General features: G+C 39.7%; 25 protein-coding genes. 12 read left to right on the top strand and 13 right to left on the bottom strand.

The features are described 5' to 3' along the window. Nucleotides 1-84 precede the first annotated feature (84 nt). From H6H03_RS31270 to ggt, 4 genes are all read left to right on the top strand, one after another. Nucleotides 85-276 (top strand): hypothetical protein, encoded by a 192-nt coding sequence (locus tag H6H03_RS31270; protein ID WP_190958930.1) that lies wholly within the window; start codon nucleotides 85-87, stop codon nucleotides 274-276. A 269-nt stretch (nucleotides 277-545) separates the two neighbouring features. Then, nucleotides 546-1,301, top strand: a complete 756-nt coding sequence (locus H6H03_RS31265) for an ATP-binding cassette domain-containing protein (protein WP_190958929.1) — start codon at nucleotides 546-548, stop codon at nucleotides 1,299-1,301. 126 nt (nucleotides 1,302-1,427) lie between these two features. Next, nucleotides 1,428-2,057 (top strand): ABC transporter permease, encoded by a 630-nt coding sequence (locus H6H03_RS31260; protein WP_190958928.1) that lies wholly within the window; start codon nucleotides 1,428-1,430, stop codon nucleotides 2,055-2,057. Between the two features lie 202 nt (nucleotides 2,058-2,259). Continuing rightward, complete coding sequence (ggt, locus tag H6H03_RS31255; RefSeq protein ID WP_190958927.1) at nucleotides 2,260-4,008, top strand: gamma-glutamyltransferase; 1,749 nt, start codon at nucleotides 2,260-2,262, stop codon at nucleotides 4,006-4,008. On the opposite strand, the gene H6H03_RS31250 is transcribed toward ggt, so the two are convergent. The 3 genes from H6H03_RS31250 to H6H03_RS31240 all read right to left on the bottom strand — a co-directional run bounded on the left by H6H03_RS31250 (nucleotide 3,941) and on the right by H6H03_RS31240 (nucleotide 6,180). Further along, nucleotides 3,941-4,219, bottom strand: a complete 279-nt coding sequence (locus H6H03_RS31250) for a hypothetical protein (protein WP_190958939.1) — start codon at nucleotides 4,217-4,219, stop codon at nucleotides 3,941-3,943. The two genes, ggt and H6H03_RS31250, sit on opposite strands and share 68 nt — an antisense overlap. A gap of 2 nt (nucleotides 4,220-4,221) precedes the next feature. Beyond that, a complete protein-coding gene (locus H6H03_RS31245; RefSeq protein ID WP_190958926.1) occupies nucleotides 4,222-4,479 on the bottom strand; it encodes a hypothetical protein in 258 nt (85 codons plus the stop codon). Nucleotides 4,480-5,220: 741 nt separating this feature from the next. After that, complete coding sequence (locus H6H03_RS31240; protein WP_190958925.1) at nucleotides 5,221-6,180, bottom strand: aldo/keto reductase; 960 nt, start codon at nucleotides 6,178-6,180, stop codon at nucleotides 5,221-5,223. Nucleotides 6,181-6,269: 89 nt separating this feature from the next. On the opposite strand from H6H03_RS31240, the gene H6H03_RS31235 reads away from it, so the two are divergent. Both H6H03_RS31235 and H6H03_RS31230 read left to right on the top strand, forming a co-directional pair. Beyond that, entirely contained in the window at nucleotides 6,270-6,863 is a 594-nt protein-coding gene (locus H6H03_RS31235) for a DUF1802 family protein (RefSeq protein ID WP_190958924.1), read from the top strand. 197 nt (nucleotides 6,864-7,060) lie between these two features. Further along, nucleotides 7,061-7,921 (top strand): hypothetical protein, encoded by an 861-nt coding sequence (locus H6H03_RS31230; RefSeq protein ID WP_190958923.1) that lies wholly within the window; start codon nucleotides 7,061-7,063, stop codon nucleotides 7,919-7,921. Between the two features lie 113 nt (nucleotides 7,922-8,034). Here H6H03_RS31230 and H6H03_RS31225 read toward each other — a convergent pair whose 3' ends face one another. The 3 genes from H6H03_RS31225 to H6H03_RS31220 all read right to left on the bottom strand — a co-directional run bounded on the left by H6H03_RS31225 (nucleotide 8,035) and on the right by H6H03_RS31220 (nucleotide 10,165). Further along, complete coding sequence (locus tag H6H03_RS31225; RefSeq protein WP_190958922.1) at nucleotides 8,035-9,252, bottom strand: calcium-binding protein; 1,218 nt, start codon at nucleotides 9,250-9,252, stop codon at nucleotides 8,035-8,037. 84 nt (nucleotides 9,253-9,336) lie between these two features. After that, the gene (locus tag H6H03_RS41545; protein ID WP_277926207.1) at nucleotides 9,337-9,471 is read right to left on the bottom strand and encodes a hypothetical protein; all 135 of its coding nucleotides are present in this window, start codon (nucleotides 9,469-9,471) and stop codon (nucleotides 9,337-9,339) included. A 298-nt stretch (nucleotides 9,472-9,769) separates the two neighbouring features. Further along, a complete protein-coding gene (locus tag H6H03_RS31220) occupies nucleotides 9,770-10,165 on the bottom strand; it encodes a hypothetical protein (RefSeq protein WP_190958921.1) in 396 nt (131 codons plus the stop codon). Nucleotides 10,166-10,297: 132 nt separating this feature from the next. On the opposite strand from H6H03_RS31220, the gene H6H03_RS31215 reads away from it, so the two are divergent. Further along, nucleotides 10,298-10,510, top strand: a complete 213-nt coding sequence (locus H6H03_RS31215) for a hypothetical protein (protein WP_190958920.1) — start codon at nucleotides 10,298-10,300, stop codon at nucleotides 10,508-10,510. A 139-nt stretch (nucleotides 10,511-10,649) separates the two neighbouring features. Here the strand turns inward: H6H03_RS31215 and H6H03_RS41540 are convergent, their stop codons facing one another. Continuing rightward, on the bottom strand, nucleotides 10,650-10,778 hold the full coding sequence (locus H6H03_RS41540; RefSeq protein ID WP_277926206.1) for a hypothetical protein: 129 nt from the start codon (nucleotides 10,776-10,778) through the stop codon (nucleotides 10,650-10,652). A gap of 72 nt (nucleotides 10,779-10,850) precedes the next feature. Between H6H03_RS41540 and H6H03_RS31210 the strand changes: the two genes are divergently transcribed. Continuing rightward, entirely contained in the window at nucleotides 10,851-11,096 is a 246-nt protein-coding gene (locus tag H6H03_RS31210) for a hypothetical protein (RefSeq protein WP_190958919.1), read from the top strand. Continuing rightward, entirely contained in the window at nucleotides 11,096-11,359 is a 264-nt protein-coding gene (locus tag H6H03_RS31205; RefSeq protein ID WP_190958918.1) for a type II toxin-antitoxin system RelE family toxin, read from the top strand. The genes H6H03_RS31210 and H6H03_RS31205 overlap by 1 nt, the downstream gene beginning before the upstream one ends. Before the next feature lie 139 nt (nucleotides 11,360-11,498). On the opposite strand, the gene H6H03_RS31200 is transcribed toward H6H03_RS31205, so the two are convergent. The 3 genes from H6H03_RS31200 to H6H03_RS31190 form a co-directional block, all read right to left on the bottom strand. Continuing rightward, the gene (locus H6H03_RS31200; protein ID WP_190958917.1) at nucleotides 11,499-13,430 is read right to left on the bottom strand and encodes an ABC-F family ATP-binding cassette domain-containing protein; all 1,932 of its coding nucleotides are present in this window, start codon (nucleotides 13,428-13,430) and stop codon (nucleotides 11,499-11,501) included. 164 nt (nucleotides 13,431-13,594) lie between these two features. Beyond that, on the bottom strand, nucleotides 13,595-14,008 hold the full coding sequence (locus tag H6H03_RS31195; RefSeq protein WP_190958916.1) for a DUF1824 family protein: 414 nt from the start codon (nucleotides 14,006-14,008) through the stop codon (nucleotides 13,595-13,597). A gap of 92 nt (nucleotides 14,009-14,100) precedes the next feature. After that, the gene (locus H6H03_RS31190) at nucleotides 14,101-14,949 is read right to left on the bottom strand and encodes a prohibitin family protein (protein WP_190958915.1); all 849 of its coding nucleotides are present in this window, start codon (nucleotides 14,947-14,949) and stop codon (nucleotides 14,101-14,103) included. Nucleotides 14,950-15,166: 217 nt separating this feature from the next. Here H6H03_RS31190 and H6H03_RS31185 point away from each other — a divergent pair, with 217 nt between their 5' ends. Beyond that, entirely contained in the window at nucleotides 15,167-16,987 is a 1,821-nt protein-coding gene (locus H6H03_RS31185) for an ABC transporter ATP-binding protein (RefSeq protein ID WP_199339149.1), read from the top strand. 51 nt (nucleotides 16,988-17,038) lie between these two features. Beyond that, on the top strand, nucleotides 17,039-17,467 hold the full coding sequence (gene ccmS, locus H6H03_RS31180) for a beta-carboxysome assembly chaperone CcmS (protein WP_190958914.1): 429 nt from the start codon (nucleotides 17,039-17,041) through the stop codon (nucleotides 17,465-17,467). A gap of 120 nt (nucleotides 17,468-17,587) precedes the next feature. Here ccmS and H6H03_RS42125 read toward each other — a convergent pair whose 3' ends face one another. Next, nucleotides 17,588-17,650, bottom strand: coding sequence for a hypothetical protein (locus H6H03_RS42125; protein ID WP_390842910.1), 63 nt, complete (start codon nucleotides 17,648-17,650; stop codon nucleotides 17,588-17,590). 128 nt (nucleotides 17,651-17,778) lie between these two features. Here H6H03_RS42125 and H6H03_RS31175 point away from each other — a divergent pair, with 128 nt between their 5' ends. Beyond that, nucleotides 17,779-18,366 carry an acyltransferase gene (locus H6H03_RS31175; protein ID WP_190958913.1) on the top strand — a complete coding sequence of 196 codons (588 nt, stop codon included), beginning with the start codon at nucleotides 17,779-17,781 and terminating at the stop codon, nucleotides 18,364-18,366. 65 nt (nucleotides 18,367-18,431) lie between these two features. On the opposite strand, the gene H6H03_RS31170 is transcribed toward H6H03_RS31175, so the two are convergent. Both H6H03_RS31170 and H6H03_RS31165 read right to left on the bottom strand, forming a co-directional pair. Further along, on the bottom strand, nucleotides 18,432-20,048 hold the full coding sequence (locus H6H03_RS31170) for a glycosyltransferase family 39 protein (RefSeq protein ID WP_190958912.1): 1,617 nt from the start codon (nucleotides 20,046-20,048) through the stop codon (nucleotides 18,432-18,434). A gap of 310 nt (nucleotides 20,049-20,358) precedes the next feature. Next, nucleotides 20,359-21,741, bottom strand: coding sequence for a cytochrome P450 (locus H6H03_RS31165; protein ID WP_190958937.1), 1,383 nt, complete (start codon nucleotides 21,739-21,741; stop codon nucleotides 20,359-20,361). Nucleotides 21,742-21,950: the final 209 nt, after the last annotated feature.

Raw genomic sequence — 21,950 nt, 5'->3', positions numbered from 1 at the left:
TAAGGGCAGAAAGTAATAGACCTCAGCTAAATTTATGCCTAAACTAGGCTATAAAAACCATATTTCATAAAGCAGCAAAATCAGATGAATGATAATTCACGTACAGGAATAACAGTAAAAGATGCAGGAGAGTACGCTTTCAAATATAGCAAAGATAGTGCTGAATACGAAATTTTAGGTGGTATTCGGTATAGCGATCGCATTAGCGAAATGAGAGCAACTCGCTTAAAGAAAGTTGCAGAAAAAGCATCAAAAATTAATGATAAAACTGCATAAAAGACAATTAATTTTTGGCTTTTAGAGTTTGCATTCAACAATTTAAAATTTTAAAAATTCTCGTACATTTTGCCAAAGCAAGCTATCTAGGAACTGTAATTTACGGTAATTAGTTTAGGTAGGCGATCGCAACTCAAAATTGGTGTGCGGATTTTAGTAAAATATAGATACATAATATAGATTCGCCCAAGGATAGCACAACTGTGCTACCCTATCAACATATTTTGTATCAAAGTTTTAACAATCTAAAATCCAAAATTGGTTCTTCAATGCCGGAAAATAATACAATTGCTGTCGAATTCCGCGATGTTACCTTTAGCCGCAATCATCGCCCTTTGGTGTCACATCTCAATTTCAACATCAGGCAAGGAGAAGCACTAGTATTACTTGGTCGCAGTGGTAGCGGCAAAACTACAACAATGAAATTAATTAATCGCCTATTAACACCTACACAAGGCGAAGTTTTATTTGATGGTATTGCTACAACTCAATGGGATGAAATTAAACTGCGGCGAAAAATTGGTTATGTAATTCAAGAAATTGGTTTATTTCCTCATTTTACTGTAGAAAGGAATGTGGGTTTAGTTCCTTCTTTAGAAGGTTGGCAACCAAAAAAAATTAAAACGCGGGTTTATGAATTATTGCAATTAGTAGGTTTAGAACCTGCACAATTCGCAGGGCGTTATCCACACGAACTTTCGGGAGGGCAACGGCAAAGAGTCGGTGTAGCTAGGGCTTTAGCAGCAGATCCACCAGTGTTGTTGATGGATGAACCTTTTGGCGCACTCGATCCAATTACGCGGCTAGAAATTCAACAAGAGTTTCGGCATTTGCAGCAAGAATTAGGCAAAACAGTTGTTTTTGTCACCCACGATATTCAAGAAGCTTTTATTTTGGCATCTAGAATTGGTTTAATGTATGGCGGAGAATTGGTAGTATTAGGAACAATAGATGAATTTATGCAATCCCAACATCCAGAAAGTCTCGCTTTTCTTGCTTGTTTACCTTCTTTGAAAAATGGGTAAAAGGGACTGGGAACTGGGGAATGGGGACTGAGTAGAAAATTGAAAAGTTTGTGGACGAAAAAATTTAAAATTTGTTTTTTATTAAGAGAATTCTGAATTCTGACTCCTTTATTCTGATTCCTATTTATGAAAGATTTTTTCCTCGTTAAGTATGCACCAGAAATTCTTCAACATACTGTAGAACACTTTTTTTTAGTAGGCATTGCTATTGGAATTGCCATATTGGTAGGGATTCCATTAGGCATTTTAATTACACGTAAAACTTCTCTGCGTCAACCAATTCTCGGTATAGCAAATATCTTTCAAACTATTCCTAGCTTGGCACTGTTTGGTTTACTCATTCCCATTGCTGGAATAGGTATATTACCTGCGATTGTGGCATTAACTTTATATTCTTTTTTACCAATAATTCGCAACACTTACACAGGTATCACTGGCGTAGATTCAGCAATTCGGGAAGCTGGCATAGGTATGGGAATGACAGATAGACAATTATTATTACAAGTTGAAATTCCCTTAGCAATGGGAGTAATTCTGGCGGGAATACGAATAGCAACTGTGATTGCTGTTGGTATTGCTACCATCGCAGCCGCAATTGGGGCTGGTGGGTTGGGAGTATTTATTTTTCGTGGGATATCACTAGTTAATAGTGAGTTAATTTTAGCTGGGGCTGTTCCCGCAGCGGTAATTGCATTGCTGGCTGATTTTGCAATTGGGTGGATGGAGAATAAATTAAAAATAGGGAGTGGGGAATAGGGCATTGGGCATTGGGAAAAAAGAAGGCAGGAGGCAGGAGGCAGAAGGCAGAAGGCAGAAGTTCTTGAATTTTGAATTGGTATTACTCCCTATTCTCCACTCTGTTTTACAAGAATAGCGATCGCTTCGCAACTAAACAAGTAGTGTATAAAATGCACGGTTAGGCGGTAGCCTAATAGATATTGAACAAAATGGCATAAAAATGCTTACTTTTGCCAAACCCAAGCGAGTTGCAATCGCCATCTTTTCTTTTAGTGTCCTACTTTACAGTCAAGTAGCATCGGCGGCCTTTACACCCTTACGCAGCAAAAAGGGAATGGTGGTTTCAGCACATCCTCTGGCTAGTGAAGCGGGAATTTCTATGTTACGCAAGGGTGGTAATGCGGTGGATGCAGCCGTAGCTACAACCTTTGCAATTTCTGTAGTTGAGCCTTTTTCGGCAGGAATTGGTGGCGGCGGATTTTTGCTTATGCATTCTGAGAAAACTGGCGAGATGAAAGCGTTAGATTTCCGCGAACGCGCACCGCTGAAGGCTACAAGAAATATGTATTTAGACGCGCAAGGTAAGGTGCGTCCATTTGCAAGTATTGATGGTTATTTAGCGGTGGCGACACCAGGAACCGTGGCCGGACTTTATGAAGTGCATCGGCGCTATGGTAAGCTTTCTTGGCAAGAAGTAGTGAAACCTGCGATCGCACTTGCTAAAGATGGCTTTACTATTGGCGATGCGGCAACTTGGGGTTCTCTGCAAACTAACCAACTTTATCAGCAACGAATTCTCAAAAATCCAGCGCTGCGGCAAATTTTCACACACAACGGCGAATTTTACAAATCAGGAGAGAAGCTGGTACAGCGCGATTTAGGTCGCACTTTAACGGCTATTGCCAAAAATCCCCAAGATTTTTACACTGGGAAGATTGCCAAAGCGATCGCTGCTGATATGGCAAAAAATGGTGGTTTAATTACTCTAGAAGACTTAAAAGCTTATAAACCAATTTGGCGCAATCCAGTTTGTGGAAATTTCCGCAAAGCTAAAATTTGCTCAATGCCACCACCATCATCAGGAGGCGTGCACCTATTAGAGATTTTAAATATTATTGGTGACACCGATTTGAAATCTCTAGGATGGCATCATCCAGACGCCATACATTTAATTGTAGAAGCAATGAAGATTGCTTACAGCGATCGCTCACAATATTTAGGCGACCCAGATTTTGTTAAAGTCCCCGTACAACAACTCATCAGTCCAGCTTACGCCAAAAAACGCCGCCAAGAAATCAACATGGACAAGGCTAGACCTTCCACCGAAGTCAAGCCAGGAAACCTCAAATGTCTCCCCATCCCCCCATACCCTTGTCCTCGCAACGAATCTCCCGAAACCAGTCATCTAAACGTAGTCGATGAACAACGCAACGCTGTTAGTCTGACTTTCACAATTAACCTTGGTTTTGGTGCTGGGGTGGTGACGCCAGGAACTGGAATTATCCTCAATAACGAGATGGATGATTTTGCTGCTGCACCAGGAGTGCCTAATGCCTTTGGTTTAGTTGGTAACGACGCCAACAGCATTGCACCACGTAAAACTCCCTTATCTAGCATGACTCCCGCAATTGTCACGGAAAATAATCGTTTCCGTATGGCCGCAGGTGCCCCTGGTGGTAGCACCATCATCACCCAAGTGTTGCAAGTAATTCTGAATGTGCTGGAATACAACATGAATGTTGGTGCGGCTGTTTCCGTTCCACGCATACATCATCAATGGCTTCCCGATGAATTGCGCGTCGAATCTTGGGGTTTAGATGCTTTGACTTTGGAGAATTTACGCCGTCGAGGACACAATATTAAAGAAACTGCACCTTGGGGTAATGGTAACGCGATCGCAGTTACAGCCGATGGAACTCTAGAAGGGGCTGCCGATCCCCGTAGCGAAGGTTCTCCCAGAGGTTGGTGAGGGACTGGGGAGATGGGGAAGTGTGGGGAGTGTGGGGAGTGTGGGGAGTGTGGGGAGTGTGGGGAGAGAGGGGAGAGAGGGGAGTGTGGGGAGTGTGGGGAGTGTGGGGGGAAAGAGAATTAATGCTTCCCCATCCTCCCACACCTCCCACACCTCCCACACCTCCCACACCTCCCACACCTCCCACACCTCCTGCTTGCCCAATGCCCAAATTTAAAAATTCTTTGATTCTACGTAGCTACTGGTGCCAAACTCGTTTGCCCGTGCGCTAGGTACTAGTGTCCAACCTGCTTTGAGAAGTTTTTGATAAGTTGCCCAACCTTTAGAACCACCTGGTATTGGATAATCTGGGACTGCAAAATGGCCAAAAGCTGTGTAAGGACGCCAAGGTTGACCAGGTTCTGTCTGCAAAAACAAGATCTTCTCTCCGTCGCCACCAGACTTAGATAACCAGCACATTTGTCGGTGCATTGCAAACTCCTTTACTTGTAGCTAAAAGGCATAATGGCAAACTTTTGTCAAGTCCTACCTCAACCCTGTGGTATAGTTTTTTGCCTAATACTTTAGACAAAATGTAATTAATTTCTATGCATTTCAGGACAATTACTTAGAAATTCATACCCATGAGGATGGCTGCTTAGAAAATACAAATATAAGCAGCTTTCCGTCATTTTCTTCGTAGGATGAGGTTTTTCTAATGCTATCCGCGTTCTTGATGATTGTATGTAACAAGAACTACTATTCTATTTGGGGTGCGTTGTCATGCATATAAAAAACCAAAAACCTGGTCGAGGTTGACCAGGTTTTATCGCGTTTACAGGTTTCAAATTGCTAAACTAATTAACTAACAGAAGGTTAATAACTAAGGTGGACTCAATAACTAGCAAACTTCGCATTTCTACGTTTTTCCGTTTTAGGATTTGGCATTGTCTTTTACAATTAGACTTTTCGCCACTTGTATATTGATATGCGAAAATTTACTTGGGTTGATGACAGGGGACACTAAGTCATTACCCTTTTTGTTTGGTTTTGTTTTGTTTGGTGTCCTACTATTTAAGTTATCACTAAGTTCCTAAGTTGCAACCCTGAGTTTACTAAAGTTGACGTTTTGTTAGATTTTGCAATCTGGTGCAAAGGCTTGATCCCTAACCCTGTTTTTCAGAGAGTTCAAGGGATCTTCCAGTGTATGACTTGCTAAATCAATGCGTATTGTCAAAAGTCCCACATAACTGGATTGTTATCTAAGCGATCGCTAACAATACGTCCAATAGCATCAATTTCTGCTAATTCGGCAGCAGAAAGTTGAAATTGGGCAGCTAAGGCGTTATCTTGTGCTTGTTCGGGATAACGCGCCCCAACTATGGCATTTGTTTGAGGTTGAGCAATTAACCAAGCCAAAGCTAACTGAGCAAGGCTACAATTATGAAGGAGGGCTATGGGACGCAGTTTTTCCAGCGCTTGTTGGGCACGTTCAAAGTTTTCGCCTTGAAACAGTTTATTCGCAGCCCGGTTATCTGCTGGGTCAAATTTATGACCGGCCGCAAATTTCCCTGTCAGCAATCCCTGTGCTAGAGGCGAATAAGCAAGGATAGAAATATTGTGTTCAATACAATAAGGCTGTGCATCTTTTTCTACCTGTCTCCAAAATAGAGAATAAGGTGGTTGTAAGCTATCAATACGTCCATAATTTGCGGCTTCTGCTAACTGGGCGCGAGAAAAATTAGAAACGCCGATCGCTCGAATTTTACCTTGCTTTTTGAGGAAGTTGAGAGCGCTCATAGTTTCTTCGATAGGTACTATTTCACTATTGAAAGCGCCGGAGGGCCAATGAATTTGGTAAAGGTCAATGTAATCAGTTTTTAGGTTTGTCAGGGAACGTTCACAAGCCTCAATTACTTGTTCATACTTGAGATGGTTAGCAAAAACTTTGGTGGCATACACCACCTGATGGCGGACATCAGATAAAGCCTCAGCTACAATCTTTTCAGAATGTCCTTGACCATAAACTTCAGCAGTATCAATTGTTGTAATACCAGCTTCAAATGCTGCTCGAATTGTTTTAATCGAGTCAGCATCTTCAATTCCCACCCACATTCTTTTACCTGCTTGCCAAGTTCCCATAAGAATGGGTGTGATTTGCACTTGGGAAGTACCTAGCACTCGCTTTTGCATAACTGCTTCCTAACCTAATTCATTTCTCTGGACAGTTTCATACTTTATCGGTCTTAGCTTGAAATTAAATCAGAATTACAGTAGATGTGATGGAATTGACTAGAACTTTTCACGCTCTCAAAGAATGGGCAACCGCTGTAAATGCCTTGGAGGCGGGCAAAACAATTATGTTGCTCCGCAAAGGCGGTATCCACGAACGCAACGGACATTTCCAAGTTGCCCACAAACAGATTTTGCTTTACCCTACTTACGAACATCAACAATCTTTCATGCTCAAAGCTGAGTATGCCAATGATGTTTATCCAGTAACGTCAGGCTGGCATCCAGAAACAATTCGCATCGGTAGTTGGGCTGAAATTACAGATATTTTGCCAGTTAGTGACGAGTCTATTGTCAACGCCTTACTTCCCTTCCACATTTGGAACGAGCATTTTATTAGCGATCGCCTCAAATGGAAACCACGTCAACCCCTATATATTCTGCTCTTACGAACTTATAAATTACACCAAGAGCAACAAATTGCCTATTATGCTAAATACGGCGGTTGTAAATCATGGATTGATTTAGACCAAGCAATTGATTTACAAGGAGCAGAGCCAGTTTTATCTGACTTTGCATACACTCAATTAGTAGAGACAATTCGGGGAATTGTTGGCGATAAATTGTATGCCCCATCGTTGTAATTAACCAAATTGTAGATAATTGAGTATCAATTTTTTCTAGAATGCGATCGAGTGCGATTGATAGCAGCATAAGAATGGATTTAGGAATCAAACCCGATCCATTCGATTATTTTCTAATACGCTGCCTTTGATAAAACCCATATTCCGCACATTGACTGTAACATGGGAAAAGGATGGTAATAAGGCACTTACATCCTATGAACATGTCTCAGAAATTTTGCTTTTGTACCTTGGCTGTGGGTGAGAGATATCGTACTCACGCAAGGATGCTAGCTAAAGATATTCAACAACACACACAAAATACACCTCTATGCGTTCTGACTGATAAGCCAGAGTATTTTAAGGAATTTCCTCACGTTTTGGCATTTAAGCACCGCCTTCAAAGCGTGAAAGGCTATCATGATAAACGCTTCGTCCTTGAAAAGGCTCTCTCACTATTTGAGAGTTGTATGTTTTTAGACTCTGATGTCCGAATTCTTGGCGCTGTAGTCAAAGAAATGAATTGGCCTGCTGGAATCACAGCCAGAACCGGTTGTAATTTGCTGCAACACATGGCAAATATCAAGAACCCGAAAGAAATTCAAGTTATAGAAGAAGTAGCTCAAAAACTAAATATCGACCTTCAGAAAGTGCAGTGGTTCCATGAATTCATGTTTGCTATGCGCGGACAGGATGGATTGGAAAGAAACTTTTTTCAGCTTTGGCAAACAATTTCTTACTTATTTGAAATCCGAGGGATTTATCATGGCGAAGGTTATGCTATGGGGCTAGCTGCCGCTAAAGTAGGAATGGCGATCGCATTCGATCGCGAAGATAAATTTCCGTTTTTTAAGGACAATATAGAGCGAATAAGAATCAAAAAAGGACAATCGAATCCTCAGGAAAAACAAATCTATTTCGAGATTCACGAAAATATTGAATATCGAAATCGTTCAATATTGCGAAAAGTAACTGAGAAATTGATGAAGAAATCTGTGTTTGTTTATAGGTTATTGCGCCTGAGAAAGGTTGCCAAAAATGATTCTCATTTTCACAAGCTGTTTGAGGTAAATATATAGGTTGTGAAATGGCGATATTGTAGAGACGTAGCAGTGCTACGTCTCTACTCGGTAATGCAGAATTAATTTATGGAGATGTCTATTTAACTAGACTTGTAAATTAGTTTAATCAATTAACCAGCAGGAGTTACAAAAATATTGGTTGCACTCAAAGCTAAACCTGAAGAAAGCTGTGCAAATTGGAATTGAGCCATTCCACCAGCTCCATCGTAATCAAAGGAGAGAATTCCTGTACTACTGTTGTAGATAAATCGGTCATCATAATCCATCGCTTCTGAACCGATAACAAAGCGATCGCTACTTAGAGTACCCCAAGCTAATCCAGAACCAAATGGAGAGCTAAAGAATATTGTGTCTTCTAAAACATTGAAATCTTGAATAGTATCAATACCAGCATCCGATCTATAGTAAAACTTAAAATAGTCCTGTCCACTTCCACCATTTAGAGTATCATTGCCACCTTGACCTTCAAGGTAATCATTCCCTGTTCCGCCAAAAAGTTGGTCATTACCAATTTGACCATAAAGATCGCCATAAAGATTATCGTTGCCATCTCCTCCATCGAGATAGTCATTACCTAAATCTCCAGATAAGTTATCGTTGTCTGCTTCAGCGTAAATAACATCGTCTCCATCGCCTCCATTGAGGGAATCATTACCAAAGTATCCCCACAAAACATCGTTACCTGCATCTCCAGAAAGTTGATCGTTGCCATACCAACCATCTAAATTATCGTTACCAGATTCACCGCGAAGCGTGTCATCACCGTAATCTCCAAATAAGATATTATTTGCTTCGTTACCAGTAATTAAGTTATTGAGTTGATTACCAGTTCCTCTGACAGTTAATCCTACCAATTTTAAATTTTCTACATTTGCTCCTAAGGTGTAATCAACATTTGCACGAACAGTATCAATTCCCTCGTTAGCATTTTCTATTACATTGTCGTAACTAGTGCTAGAAACAATATAAGTATCATTTCCCGAACCTCCATACATATAATCGATGCCATCACCTCCATCAAGGTAATCATCGCCAAAACCGCCATAGAGAAAATCGTTGCCTGCTTCACCATAAAGGTTGTCATTATGGTCGCCTCCATTGAGGGTATCGTTTCCGTACCAGCCAAATAAGGTGTCATTACCTAACCCACCAACTAGCGAATCGTTTCCATCACCTCCATCAAGGGAATCATTACCACTACCGCCATTCAAGGTATCATTGCCGCTATAGCCATACATTTGATCGCTATCTGTTGTTCCTTGGAGGTTATCATCACCAAATCTCCAACCTCCAAATATAAACAGCTCAGAACCTTTAATAATTGCCATATTTAGAACTCTTGAACAACTTCACCTGTGAATATAGAAATTAATCGGGTAAAACTAGGGGAAGTCAAATAAAATAAGAGATAATCAATCAATAACGATGGTTTTTGCTGCTAAACCATATCGAATTGTGGTGTTGTATAATTTCAGGATGATTTTAAAATTTCCATCAACCATAATCCCCGCGTTTGGTGTGTCTTTGAGTCCCTGCTTCAGCCTCAATCATCCCTTTATTCAGCAACACTCTAATTGCCATAGCAGATGAGCAACCACACTGGTTGGCTTGTGATAAAGCCAGTTTGAGTTACATTTGTAGTTAATTTTGTCTATGTGGGGCTAAATATTGCCGTAATGCACCGAAAGATATAGTGCTTTCAGACCTGCTAGAACGCACCCTACAATTTAAGACTTACTTTATAAATTATCTTTTAAAAAAAAAGAAAAGGTTTGAAATTACCTTTTCCCCTTTAACCAAATTGTCTTGGGTTTGTTCCCCTCTCGCGGAGTCAGTCCTAACAATCTAGACAATTTTAGTATTATTATCTGATGCTTGTTGTGCAACATTTTTCAAGCGGCTCGATCGCATTTTACGGAGGCGATCGCTATCTCGAATACCACCTGCTGTTTCATATTCAGCACTATCTTTGCCGTACTTAATAGCAATTAGCATTAACATTTTTTGAGAAAGATTACTCAATTTTTTTTCCATGTGTTCAATTTCAGTTAGAGAAGAATCAGCTAAAGACAGAGCGTTATTATGAACATCAATTTTATTACGTAACTGTTCAATTGATTCCAGCAGTGTTTCCAAACTATAATCATCATCAAATTTGATATTTGGATCGATCATTTTTATCCCGGCTGCTCTTGACTCAACTTTTTCTAAAACGCTGGATTTACGTTTTTTGAGAGCCATAATTTTACCCTTTTAAAAGACTTCTAAAACTAGCTTGCCTCAATTAAACTGGATTTTGGTTCAGCAGAAATCGCAAATTGCGATCGTACAATTTTCAGCTAATATCAGTAATATTTCGGTATATAATTACTCATGTCATCTGGCAAGAGCCAAAAACAAGAGGTAGGAAAGATTAGAGAAGCCGCTATTGCTTTGAGGATAGCCGCTATTGCTTTGAGGATAGCCGCTATTGGCTTAAGGATAGCTGCTATTGGTTTTGAGGATAGGCGCTATTGTCTTGAGGATAGTCGCTATTGGCATAAGGGTAGCGGCTATTGGCTTGAGGATAGCTGCTATTGGTTTTGAGGATAGGCGCTATTGTCTTGAGGATAGCCGCTATTGTCTTGAGGATAGCGGCTTGTGTTGTTTGTTGGCGAGTTTGCGATCGCAGGTGAATATCTTACTACCTGGTCATTTCAGAGATAATGTTATGGGAAAAGTTAGTTTAGATATGTTTAATGTAAATGCGATCGCTTAGTGTTTTGTAGAGTGGAAGAGTGATGGCTGCACCAGGTAAAAGGGACTGGCGATCGGGGAGTAACCAAAAATTCATAACCAATGCCCCATGCCCCATACTTCGGCTCAGTACAAGTGCCCAATGCCATAATGGTGTTAAAGTGCAAAAAACACACCTAATAGGAGAAAAATGCCAGCCATTGTTAAACTACAACTCTCCTTAGAAGTTTTAGCAGAAGCAATATCTTCCCTTGATTTAACAGAAAAACGTCAACTTCAAGAGTTAATTGAGCAACAAATTTTTGAAGCTGAAGAAGCATTGTATGAAGACAATGCAGAAACACTCTCAGAAATTCAAGCAGTTCGCGCTGAGTATAGAGATGGTGAGTCAATGACTATTGATGAATATCTTGCTAAGCGATCGCATGAGAGATAATGAGTTATACAGTCGTTATCTCAAAGTCAGTACAAAAGCAAATTGACAACTTACCTAATGATATTATCGAGCGTGTGATTGAGAAAATTCAAAATCTTGCTGTCGAACCGCGTCCCGATGGAATTGTCAAGTTAAAAGGTTTTGATAACGAGTATCGTATCCGGATTGGTGATTATAGAGTTCGTTATGAGATTGATGATGAAAATCAACTCGTACAAATTTTGCAGTGCAAACATCGGAAAGATGTTTATAGAAACAGCTAGTTGAGATATGCTCAAAGGAAATGCGATCGCCTAGCGTTTTTACTAGTTGCTATCTTGAGCAATTATACAGATAAACTAATAAAAGTAGGTTGGATTTCACTTCGTTAAACCCAACCTACATCTACAAATTTTTTTGCAACTAAGACTCCATTTCTGCTAATTCTAACCACCGTTCAGTCGCTACATCGATCGCCTGTTTCAAAGATTCCACTTCTTCATACAATTTCTGCACTTGGCTATAATTTCCCGGTGAAACATTGGCCAGTTTTTTCTCAACTTCTGCCTTTTCACCTTCTAAGTCGGCAATTTTACCTTCTAACTGGTCAAATTCTTTTTTCTCCCAATTGGATAATCTGCGCCGCTTTTGATTTTCGGTATTCTTGGATGAAGATGCACCATTTTGGGGTTCGGCATTTTTTGGTTTTTCTTTAGTACTAGCAGCTTGTTGCTGTGCTGCTTCTTCAGCTTTTTTGTAGTCCAGATAAACAGAGTAATTGCCTGGATATTGCCGCAGGTTCCCGCCTTCTTCAAAGGAAAAAATTGTGTCGATGGTGCGGTCAAGAAAGTAGCGATCGTGAGAAACTACAATTACACACCCGACAAAATCTTCTAAATAATCTTCTAGTACTGCCAATGTCTGGACATCTAAATCATTTGTCGGTTCATCTAATATTAAGACATTGGGCGCACTCATGAGAACGCGCAACAGAAATAAACGACGTTTTTCGCCACCAGAAAGTTTATGAATTGGGGCATATTGTTGATTACCAGGAAACAGAAATCGCTCCAACATTTGGGAAGCAGTAATTTGAGTGCCATCGGTAATTTTGACAAATTCTCCTTCTTCTTTGATGTAATCAATCACGCGCTGATTTTCATTTAATGCTGTGAGCAATTCTTCAGAATGCTGGTCAAAATAACCGATGTGAATTGTACTACCAATTTCTGCAATGCCAGAATCAGGCTGAATTCGTCCAGTAATAATATCCATTAAAGTGGATTTACCCGCACCGTTAGCGCCGATAATACCAATGCGGTCTTCTGGACTAAATTCGTAGCTAAAATTATTAATCAGGGTGCGATCGTTATAAGCTTTGGAAACATTATTTAATTCAATAACTTTTTTGCCAATGCGACGACCAACTGTAGAAATATCAACTTTACCCTGAACTTGTTTAAACTCAGTATCTCGCAGAGCGTGGGCGCGGTCAATTCTCGCTTTTTGTTTTGTACTTCTGGCTTTCGGGCCTTTTTTGAGCCATTCCAACTCGCGCCGCAACAGACCTTGATGTTTGCGTTGAGTGCTAATGGCAGATTCTTCAGCTAAAGCTTTCTTTTCCAGGTAGTATGAATAGTTACCTGTATAAGTGTAAATGTCGCCTCGGTCTATTTCGATGATACGATTGGTAACGCGATCCAAAAAATAGCGATCGTGGGTGATGAGAAAAAGTGCACCGCGATAGCGATTTAAATAACTTTGTAACCATTCTACAGAAAGAGCATCGAGGTGGTTTGTTGGCTCATCCATGAGCAAAACATCTGGTTCTGCTAGCAAAGCTGTTGCTAAGGCAATGCGCTTGCGATAGCCTCCAGACAAAGTGCCGATTTTGGCCTCAAAGTCAGAAATTCCTAATTTAGTGAGGATGATTTTAGCGTTGGTTTCTAATTCCCAAGCATTACTTGTATCCATCCGTTGCATCACCACAGAAAGGCGAGACATCAGTTGATTATCATCTGGATAGTGAGCCAATTTATCAGAAAGTTCTTCATACTCACGCACTAAACTCATGTGTTCGCCGCTATCAGCAAAAATTTGCTCTAAAACTGTGCGATTTTCATCTAAATCTGGCTGTTGAGGTAAGTAGATGATTTTAGAACCAGAGTTGATTAAAATTTGGCCGCTATCGATGGGTTCTAAGCCGGCAATCATTTTTAGCAGGGTTGATTTGCCGGAACCATTAGTACCAATTAAGCCAACTTTATCGGTGGCATCGAGGCTAAAGCTGGCATCTTTTAAAATTTCTTTGATGCCAAAGTCTTTTTTGACTGATTGGAGGGTGATGATACTCATAGGATTTAGAATATAGGGTTTTTTTATTTCACGCAGAGGCGCAGAGGACAGAAAGAGGAGCAAGAAAGAAGGTTAGGACATAAGCTAATCTTAAAACCTGGATACAAAGGGACTCTTAAGGCTGTTCCCTGTTCTCTGTTCCCCGCTTACCTAATTGATGAGTTTTAAACGAATAAATCCAAGGGTAGATGTCCATACATTTCGTTGATTCCGCCTTCGTTGAAAGATTGGCAAGATACTAGTACACCACGGTGATGTCCAGCATAGGAATCGACATAACACAAGCCATTTTTGCCATTTAATTTGATGTAAACCGGCCCTTCAGGTGTAGGTAAATTGCTTGGTGGTTCATAGCCAAAGGCCAGAGAATAGGTTTTCATGGCTAATATTCCTTCTTCTGCTGTATCAGCACAAATTCCTAAAATTTCATAGTCAGCAAGGTTAGCCATCAAAATTAAGGCATTACGAATTACATCTTTTTCTGTCGGTTTGAGGACAGGTGCTATATCTAGACAATTGAATTTATTCAGAATTTTTCTTGCTTCTTCGGGAGTAAGATGATGATTAGAATTTGGCATAAATTTGCTTTATTATCCTGTGTTTGTTCTTTACTATTTGATTCTTGACTGTTGACTTATTCTACTTGTCTCCCTTGTCTTCCCAGTTACCTTCACGGTTTATTTTCTACATTCCCAAGATTAAAAATGAAGGGTACATTGCTTTTTGAATCACCACTCATAACAAGAACTTTCGGCATTTGAGCGCCGCCAGTTTTCCAAGCTTCAATTGCTTCTTTTTGCAGAACTAATTGCCCTCCTTGGGCTTTGAGTGTCTCTGCTAAAAGTCTTTGAGCTTCTGCTTTTCCTTTTGCTCGATTAACTTCTGCTTGTGCTTCTTGTTCGGCTTCTCGTGCTACATAAACTGCTCTTTGCGCTCGTTGTTCGGCAATTTGTTTTTCTTCGACTGCTTTAGCGAATTCTGGAGAGAATGTCAAGTCAACTACGCTAGTATCTAAAACAATTATTCCATATTTGTCTAGGCGATCGCCTAAAGCATTATCAAAGTCTTCTTTCAATTCACTTCTTTTGGTAATTGCTTCTTCTACTGTTCTTCTCGCTGCCGCAATTTTAAATGCTTCTTGGGTTTGAGGAGCAATTATTTTTGATACTATATTCTCTAAGGTTCCTTGTTTTCTTCTCACCTCAACTACCTGTATCGGATCGAGACGAAAGTTAATCGCAAATCTCGCTGATAAGTTTTGCAAATCTTTGGTAGAACTTTCCGCTGGCACTTCAAATTTTTGCACTGTCAAATCATACACATCGATCGCAGAAATAAAAGGTGGTTTCAAGTGGATACCTTCTAATAAAGCGCCATCTCTAGCTTTACCCAAAATGCTAATCACTCCTGCTTGCCCTGGGTTAATAATAATAAAAGAATTTAGCCCAACGAGCGCTAATATTGCTAACACAATTGCCAAAACTGTAGTTTGCCAATTGCCAAATTGTTGATTTTTCAAGTTCTTCTCTCCATGTGAGTGATGAGTATTGAGTACTAAGTCTTAAGTTAGGAGAGACGCGATTAATCGGCGTCTGTACAAGAGTTCAAGTTATGAGTTAAGAATAAACAATTATCTCCTCATCTCCCCATTTCTACATCTTTCCATCTCGCAATGTCGTCATTCTTCAGATTCAGGATTCAAAACTTCATTCCGTGGTAATATCAATTGCACGCAAATGCAAAAAGCCGTGGCTACCGTACTAAAATCTCATCAAGTCTCAAGAAGGCGTAAACATTCGACGCATCCTCTCCAGCGTTTGTTTGACTATGCACATCAGTATCGTAAACAAATTTGGCTAGCGACTACTTATTCTATCCTCAATAAATTTTTTGACTTGGCGCCACCTGGCTTAATTGGTGTGGCAGTAGATGTGGTAGTCAAACAGCAGGATTCCATAATTGCACAGTTAGGGGTACGCGATGTCTTTGGACAATTTTTGATTATTTCTTTCCTCACTGTCATCATTTGGATTCTAGAATCTGTTTTTGAGTATGCCTACGATCGACTTTGGCGTAATTTGGCACAGAATATTCAGCATAACTTACGTTTGGATGCATATAAACATCTGCAAGAGCTAGAGTTAGCTTATTTTGAAGAACGCAGCACTGGCGGTTTAATGTCCGTCCTCAGTGACGATATTAACCAATTAGAGCGATTTTTGGATGTGGGAGCAAATGATATCATCCAAGTTGCCACAACTGTGTTAATTATTGGCGGTGCTTTCTTTATATTGGCTCCTAGTGTAGCGTGGATGGCTCTATCGCCGATGCCATTCATTCTCTGGGGTTCCTTTGCTTATCAACGTCTACTCGCACCCCGCTATGCTGATGTGCGGGAAAAGGTAGGTTTTCTAAACTCGCGTTTGGCAAATAATATTAGCGGCATTACTACTATTAAAAGTTTTACTGCTGAAGTTTATGAAGCCTACCGTTTGGAAATAGATAGTGAAGCTTATCGTCGCAGCAATGCCAAAGCAATTGCCCTTTCTGCGGCTTTTGTACCGTTAATTCGGATGTTAATTTTGGTAGGTTTCACAGCCTTACTTTTATATGGCGGAATGGCAGCAGTTTCTGGGAAAATGTCTGTCGGCACTTACAGCGTCTTGGTGTTTTTAATCCAGCGGTTGCTGTGGCCTTTAACACGATTAGGTCAAACTTTTGACCAATATCAACGGGCAATGGCTTCTACTAATAGAGTGATGAATTTGTTAGATACTCCCATTAATATTCATACAGGAAATACACCGTTACCTGTGGATGAAGTGCGGGGTGAAGTACAATTTAAAAATGTTTATTTTGCCTATAAAGATAGATTTCCAGTAATTAAAAATCTGTCTTTGGATGTTCCAGCCGGAAAAACTATTGCAATTGTAGGTTCTACTGGTTCTGGGAAAAGCACTTTAGTTAAACTACTGCTGCGGCTATACGAAGTACAAGCCGGAAGTATTACCGTTGATGGGATTGATTTGCAAAGTCTGAATTTGAAAGATTTACGCCGTTGCATTGGTTTAGTGAGTCAAGATGTCTTTTTATTTCATGGCACCGTGGCGGAGAATATTGCTTACGGTAGCTTTAATGCCAACGAACAGGAAATTATCACGGCGGCGAAGATAGCCGAGGCCCACGAATTTATTATTAACTTGCCCGAAGGTTATGAGACAATTGTGGGGGAAAGAGGACAAAAACTGTCTGGTGGACAAAGACAACGGATTGCCATCGCCCGTGCAGTCTTGAAGAATCCGCCCATTTTGATTTTAGATGAGGCCACCTCAGCGGTGGATAATGAAACAGAAGCGGCTATTCAGCGATCGCTAGAACGGATTACAGTAGATAGAACTACAATTGCGATCGCTCATCGTCTTTCCACCATTCGCAATGCCGATTGCATTTATGTCATGGAACATGGGAAATTAGTAGAATCAGGAACCCATGAAGAATTGCTAGAGCAAAACGGAATTTATTCTAGCCTCTGGCGCGTACAAAGTGGCTTGAGATAAATATTACCCATTCTTTGCCTTTAATTACGAATTACGAATTACGAATTATTTATGATGTTTGGTAGTACCCAGCCGGAAACAGGAGATAACAAGTGGCGTCGCCAGTTGGATAAGTTTGTTAAAGCAAATCAAAAAGAATTGGCGGCGGTGTTTTGGGGGTTATGGTTAGCAAATGGTGACAGCCAGGGTACTATCGGCATTGATTTGCAACCAACGCCGCATTTTGTTTATTGTCCGAAAGAACAGATTGAAAATTTAAATAATAGAGTTGAAAATCGATTGCAAGAAATTTTGGGAATTATCGAGAATCATAAGCCAGAAGTGGAAGTTGTGATGATTGGTATTGGCAAGGGTGAAATTAAGTTAGTTCAGTTTGCACCGGAACCTGCGCCACCAATTTGTTTTGAGGAAGTTGGGAAAGATGTGGATGGGTTGTTGGAATTGTTGGAACAGAGGATGAGTGAGGAGATTGTTTTTTAACGCAAAGGGGAGGCAGCGCGTTGCGGGGGTTCCCCCCGTTGTAGCGACTGCCGTCACGCAAAGGTAAGCGCAGAGTATCGCAGAGGAAGATGGAGGACTCTGCGCTTATTTTTTAGTTTGTTAATTGTGCAAAGCTTTGTAGAAATCTGGGTAGGTTATATTCTCAGCGCAATTTTGGCAAATTCTTAATTGTTTTAATCCTTAGTAGGCATTTTGGCTAATTGGCATATAAATTGGGTGTACTCAATTATTGGCGTCATTTTCCTTTCCTGGGTTAAAACTAAAGCTTTGCTAAACTTCTGTGAGGTTTTATGAAACAAATCAAAGATAAAATTCTAAATAAATTAGAGCAAATATTTGAACAATGGCTAGTACCTCGTCTCGTAGACTGGGAAGAATACGTAGGAACTAAAATCAGGCGATATAAACATCAACAACTGAAAAGTCAGTTAAAATTTGGTGGTTCAGGTTTACGATTTAAGCGAGACTTAAGAATTGAACACCCGCAAAATGTATCTTTGGGAAATCAAGTCTACATTGGCCAAGATGTCATATTAGACGGACGTGGCGGCATTACAATTGGCGATAACACAACAATTGGATTTAATGTTGTGATTCTCTCTGCAAATCACGACTACCAAAGTAATGATTTGCCTTATGAACATAACGTTTATATTCATAAACCTGTTGTTATCGGTCGCAATGTTTGGATTGGTGGAAATGTCCTCATTATTCCTGGAGTTTCTATTGGAGATGGTGCAATTGTGGCGGCTGGTACAGTTGTCACTGCTAATGTTGAACCTTTAGCAATTGTGGGAAATCAGCCGATGAGAACAATTAAATACCGTGACAAAAAACATTATGACAAACTCGCTTGTCAGCAAGAAAATAATTCTTAGCTTGCTTTACACTTGAAGCATAAGACTAATAGCTAAAGTCCACTTCACTGGAGTGAAAATTTTTCTTAATAACTTACAAAACGCTTTAATTTCCAAAGCGATAGCTTATTTTTATAAACTAGATTAATATCTAAATTTTGCTCTTTTTTCAGATGATTTTGTAATTTCTCAGAAGCATTGAGAAAAAACACATCGCTAAATTTATTAAAATTTGGGGAGATATTGATTTCTGGAAACATTTGAATTTTTACTGTAGGCTTCAAATAATAACTCATAGATAATATACTTCCCCAACATTTATCTCCAGTACATTCTGGGCAAATTAATATTGGATATTGACTTTGATTAATAATATTAACAATAGGAATATTATCAGAGCTAAAGCCTTTATTTGCCCAAGTAGTTTTGGGAAAAATTACATAACACGAAATTAATTCTAGTACGAGAAATAAAATTATTATCAATCTCCAAATTTTACGCTGTAGTAAACTATTACTTTTTAAAAAAGCTTTTTCGGCAAATAGATAAGCAATGGCTAGATGATAGCCTATAAATATAGGAATTGAATATCGAGGTATAACTGAGCGTAATCCACCAAAAAGAACATCTGGTAGTGCTTGAGATGCTGAAGTAATTCCAATTAATAGGAAAATCAATAACCAAACTTTTTTTGATGTTTGGCGATAAACAAAATAAATTCCATATAAGAACACTATACAAATAAATCTTATAAGTAAAAACCAAAGATCGTTTTGTAATTTGTCTGGAAAACTATAATTAGGCGTGATATCAAATACAATACGGCTTAAGTTAATTTGCCAAGCATCTGTTAAATCAGATAATGGGATAATTTTCTTTGACCACCCTATTGTTTTCTCCAGCTTTTCTAACTGTGTGACAATAAAAAATCCCCAAGGTAAAAAAGTTAAAATTCCTACTAAGGTGGCAGTTATATAATGAACCAGTATTTTATTTAATCTAAGGCTTTGAATTATAAATACATAAATGCCTTGTCCAATTGCAACTAAGTTGAACAATGAATGTGTATAAAATCCTAATGATAAACTTACTGCATAAATACTCCAGCTAAACTTGCTATTAACTCTGATTGCTCTAAGTAATGTTGCACTCGATAGCAGAATCATCAATGTTAATAAACTATACATCCGCGCTTCTTGTGCATACAAAATATGAAATGGAGATACAGTTAATATCGCAATTGCTACTAATCCTACGCTTGATGATTGAAATAATTCTAAGCACAACCAATAAAGACAAGGAAATACCAACAAAGCGATCGCAGCAGATAAACTTCTTGTAGCGGCTACTGTGTTTCCAAAAATGTCTACCCAAAATCGTGCCATTATAAAATACAATGGTGTATGTTTAGGGTCTTCTAGCGCCAAACCTTGAATGATATTTAGATAGTTTTTATCTGGGGCTGGGAGTTGATATTTATTTAATAAATCTTTGGGAGATAATATTTGACTTTTAGAGACTTCCTCCTTTAATTCCGATTTAGTATGTCCATAAATTCTTAAATGAGTAAATGTTTCATCTGCCCAAAAATTTTTTCGCTCAATATTTGCAAATCTTAAAAAAATCCCTAATATTAATAAGATAATAGTAATGATTTTAAAAATTTCGATAAAACTCTTTTTTTTTCTGAATGAAAACATCATATAGGACTACTATTTGATTTTTGAAAAGATACGTAGCGTGCGTTAGCGGCGAGAGTACGGCACCAGATCCTTACGAATGGTGCGTTAGGATGAAATCCGTAACGCACACTACAATACCTAATTTTGCTTAAAAATCAAATAGTAGTTTTATATACGCAAAAATGAGATAAAAATCTTACAAAAACTCAAGCTTTATTTAGCAGCCCCAGACAACGGCCTGGTAACTAAGATGAAGTAAACGGGTAGGGACACAAAATGTTGCGCCCCTACAATTATCTCTACCTCACCAAATTTCAATTTCCGATATCTGTTAAACCAACGCTGGGGTATTCGCCAGTTCTAGTTGAGGACTTGCAATCATCCGCATTCCAGCAGGTGCGGCGATGGTTAAACCACGGCGCACGGGACGCACGGGACGTTTGTTAACTAAAGATACTTGAAATTCTGACAAAATAGTTGCCAAGACAATTTTCATTTCATACTGAGCAAATGCCATACCAATACAGCGACGATTACCGCCACCAAATGGTAAATATTCATAAGGTGAATATTGTCTTTGTAAAAATCGTTCTGGTTTGAACTCCTTGGATTGCGGGTAAACTTCTTCACGATGATGTGCTAAATAAATACTCGGAATAATTCCCGTTCCTTTTGGCAGTTTGTAACCCTCAATTTCAATTGGATTTTTGACAATTCGCAAGAAAGCAGTCATAGCAATTGGGTAAATTCGCAATGTTTCTTGGCAAACTGCTGTCAAATAAGGCAATTTGGCAATGGTACTCAAATCTGGGTTAATACCAACAGTGTCAAGTTCCCGTAGTAATTTTTCACGCACCTCTGGTAAATAATCAATCCAGTAAAATGCCCATGTCAACGCCGAAGCTGTAGTTTCATGTCCCGCAACTAGGAGTGTCATTAATTCGTCGTGCAATTCTTCATCTGACATCCCTTGACCATCGTCATAACGAGCTGCCATCATCAAACTGAGGATATCTTGGCGATTTTGATGAGATTCGGCGCGGCGTTCCCGAAGCAGAGTATAAATAAGTCGATCGATTTTTTGCCGTTGTTCGAGAATCCAACCCCACGGACTCCATGTGCCAAAATCTTTTTGCATGAAGTTGAAAAAGAAGGCGCTAGACATTAAAGGCGAAGTCATGAAGTCTAGTAAATCGCTTAGCGATCGCCTTAATTCTTCAAATCGCTCTCCTTCTTCTAAACCAAACACAACCCGCAGGATAACACGCAAAGTGATTTCTTGCATGGAGTCACGAATTTTAAAGGGCTTACCAATTTGCCATTCATGACTGACCTGTTGTGTTATTTTACGGATATCCTCGCCGTAAGCCCGCATTCTTTCGCCATGAAACGGAGGAGCTAATAATTGCCTTTGACGCTGGTGGCGATCGCCATCGGTTAACATAAAAGAGCGATCGCCAAGTAAAAATCTTAGCCCGATATTCCCCCTACCAACCTCGTAATAACTAGGATCGGCTGTAAAAATCTGCTCAAGCGCTTGGGGTTTGCTAAAGTACACAAGAGCATTATCTGAACGACTACTTTTAATGGTGAAAGTGTCACCATAGATTTTGGCAAAATCATCTACATATTTTACAGGCTGACTAATAAACTTAATCATCCGCAGCCAGCGCGGTATTTGAGGCCCATCAGGTAAGTTGTAAGTTGTTGTCATAGGAATTTGTGGAATTGATAGCTTCTGAATTTTATTGTTACGAGTTTTTATGCGATCGGGGGTCACACAAAGCGGTATATTCATCATTGGGACATTGGGCACGGGGCATTGGGCATTGGTTATTCTCTCCCTGCTCCCCCTGCCTTTGCATCTCCCCATCTCCCCATCTCCCCATGCCCTATGCCCTATGCCCTATTACCTAATTCCTT

Origin of the sequence: Nostoc paludosum FACHB-159, from assembly GCF_014698835.1 — a bacterium.
Classification (GTDB): Bacteria; Cyanobacteriota; Cyanobacteriia; order Cyanobacteriales; family Nostocaceae; genus Nostoc; species Nostoc paludosum.
The sequence above is the reverse complement of the archived record's forward strand: the minus strand, read 5'-3'. Positions and strand labels throughout refer to the sequence as shown.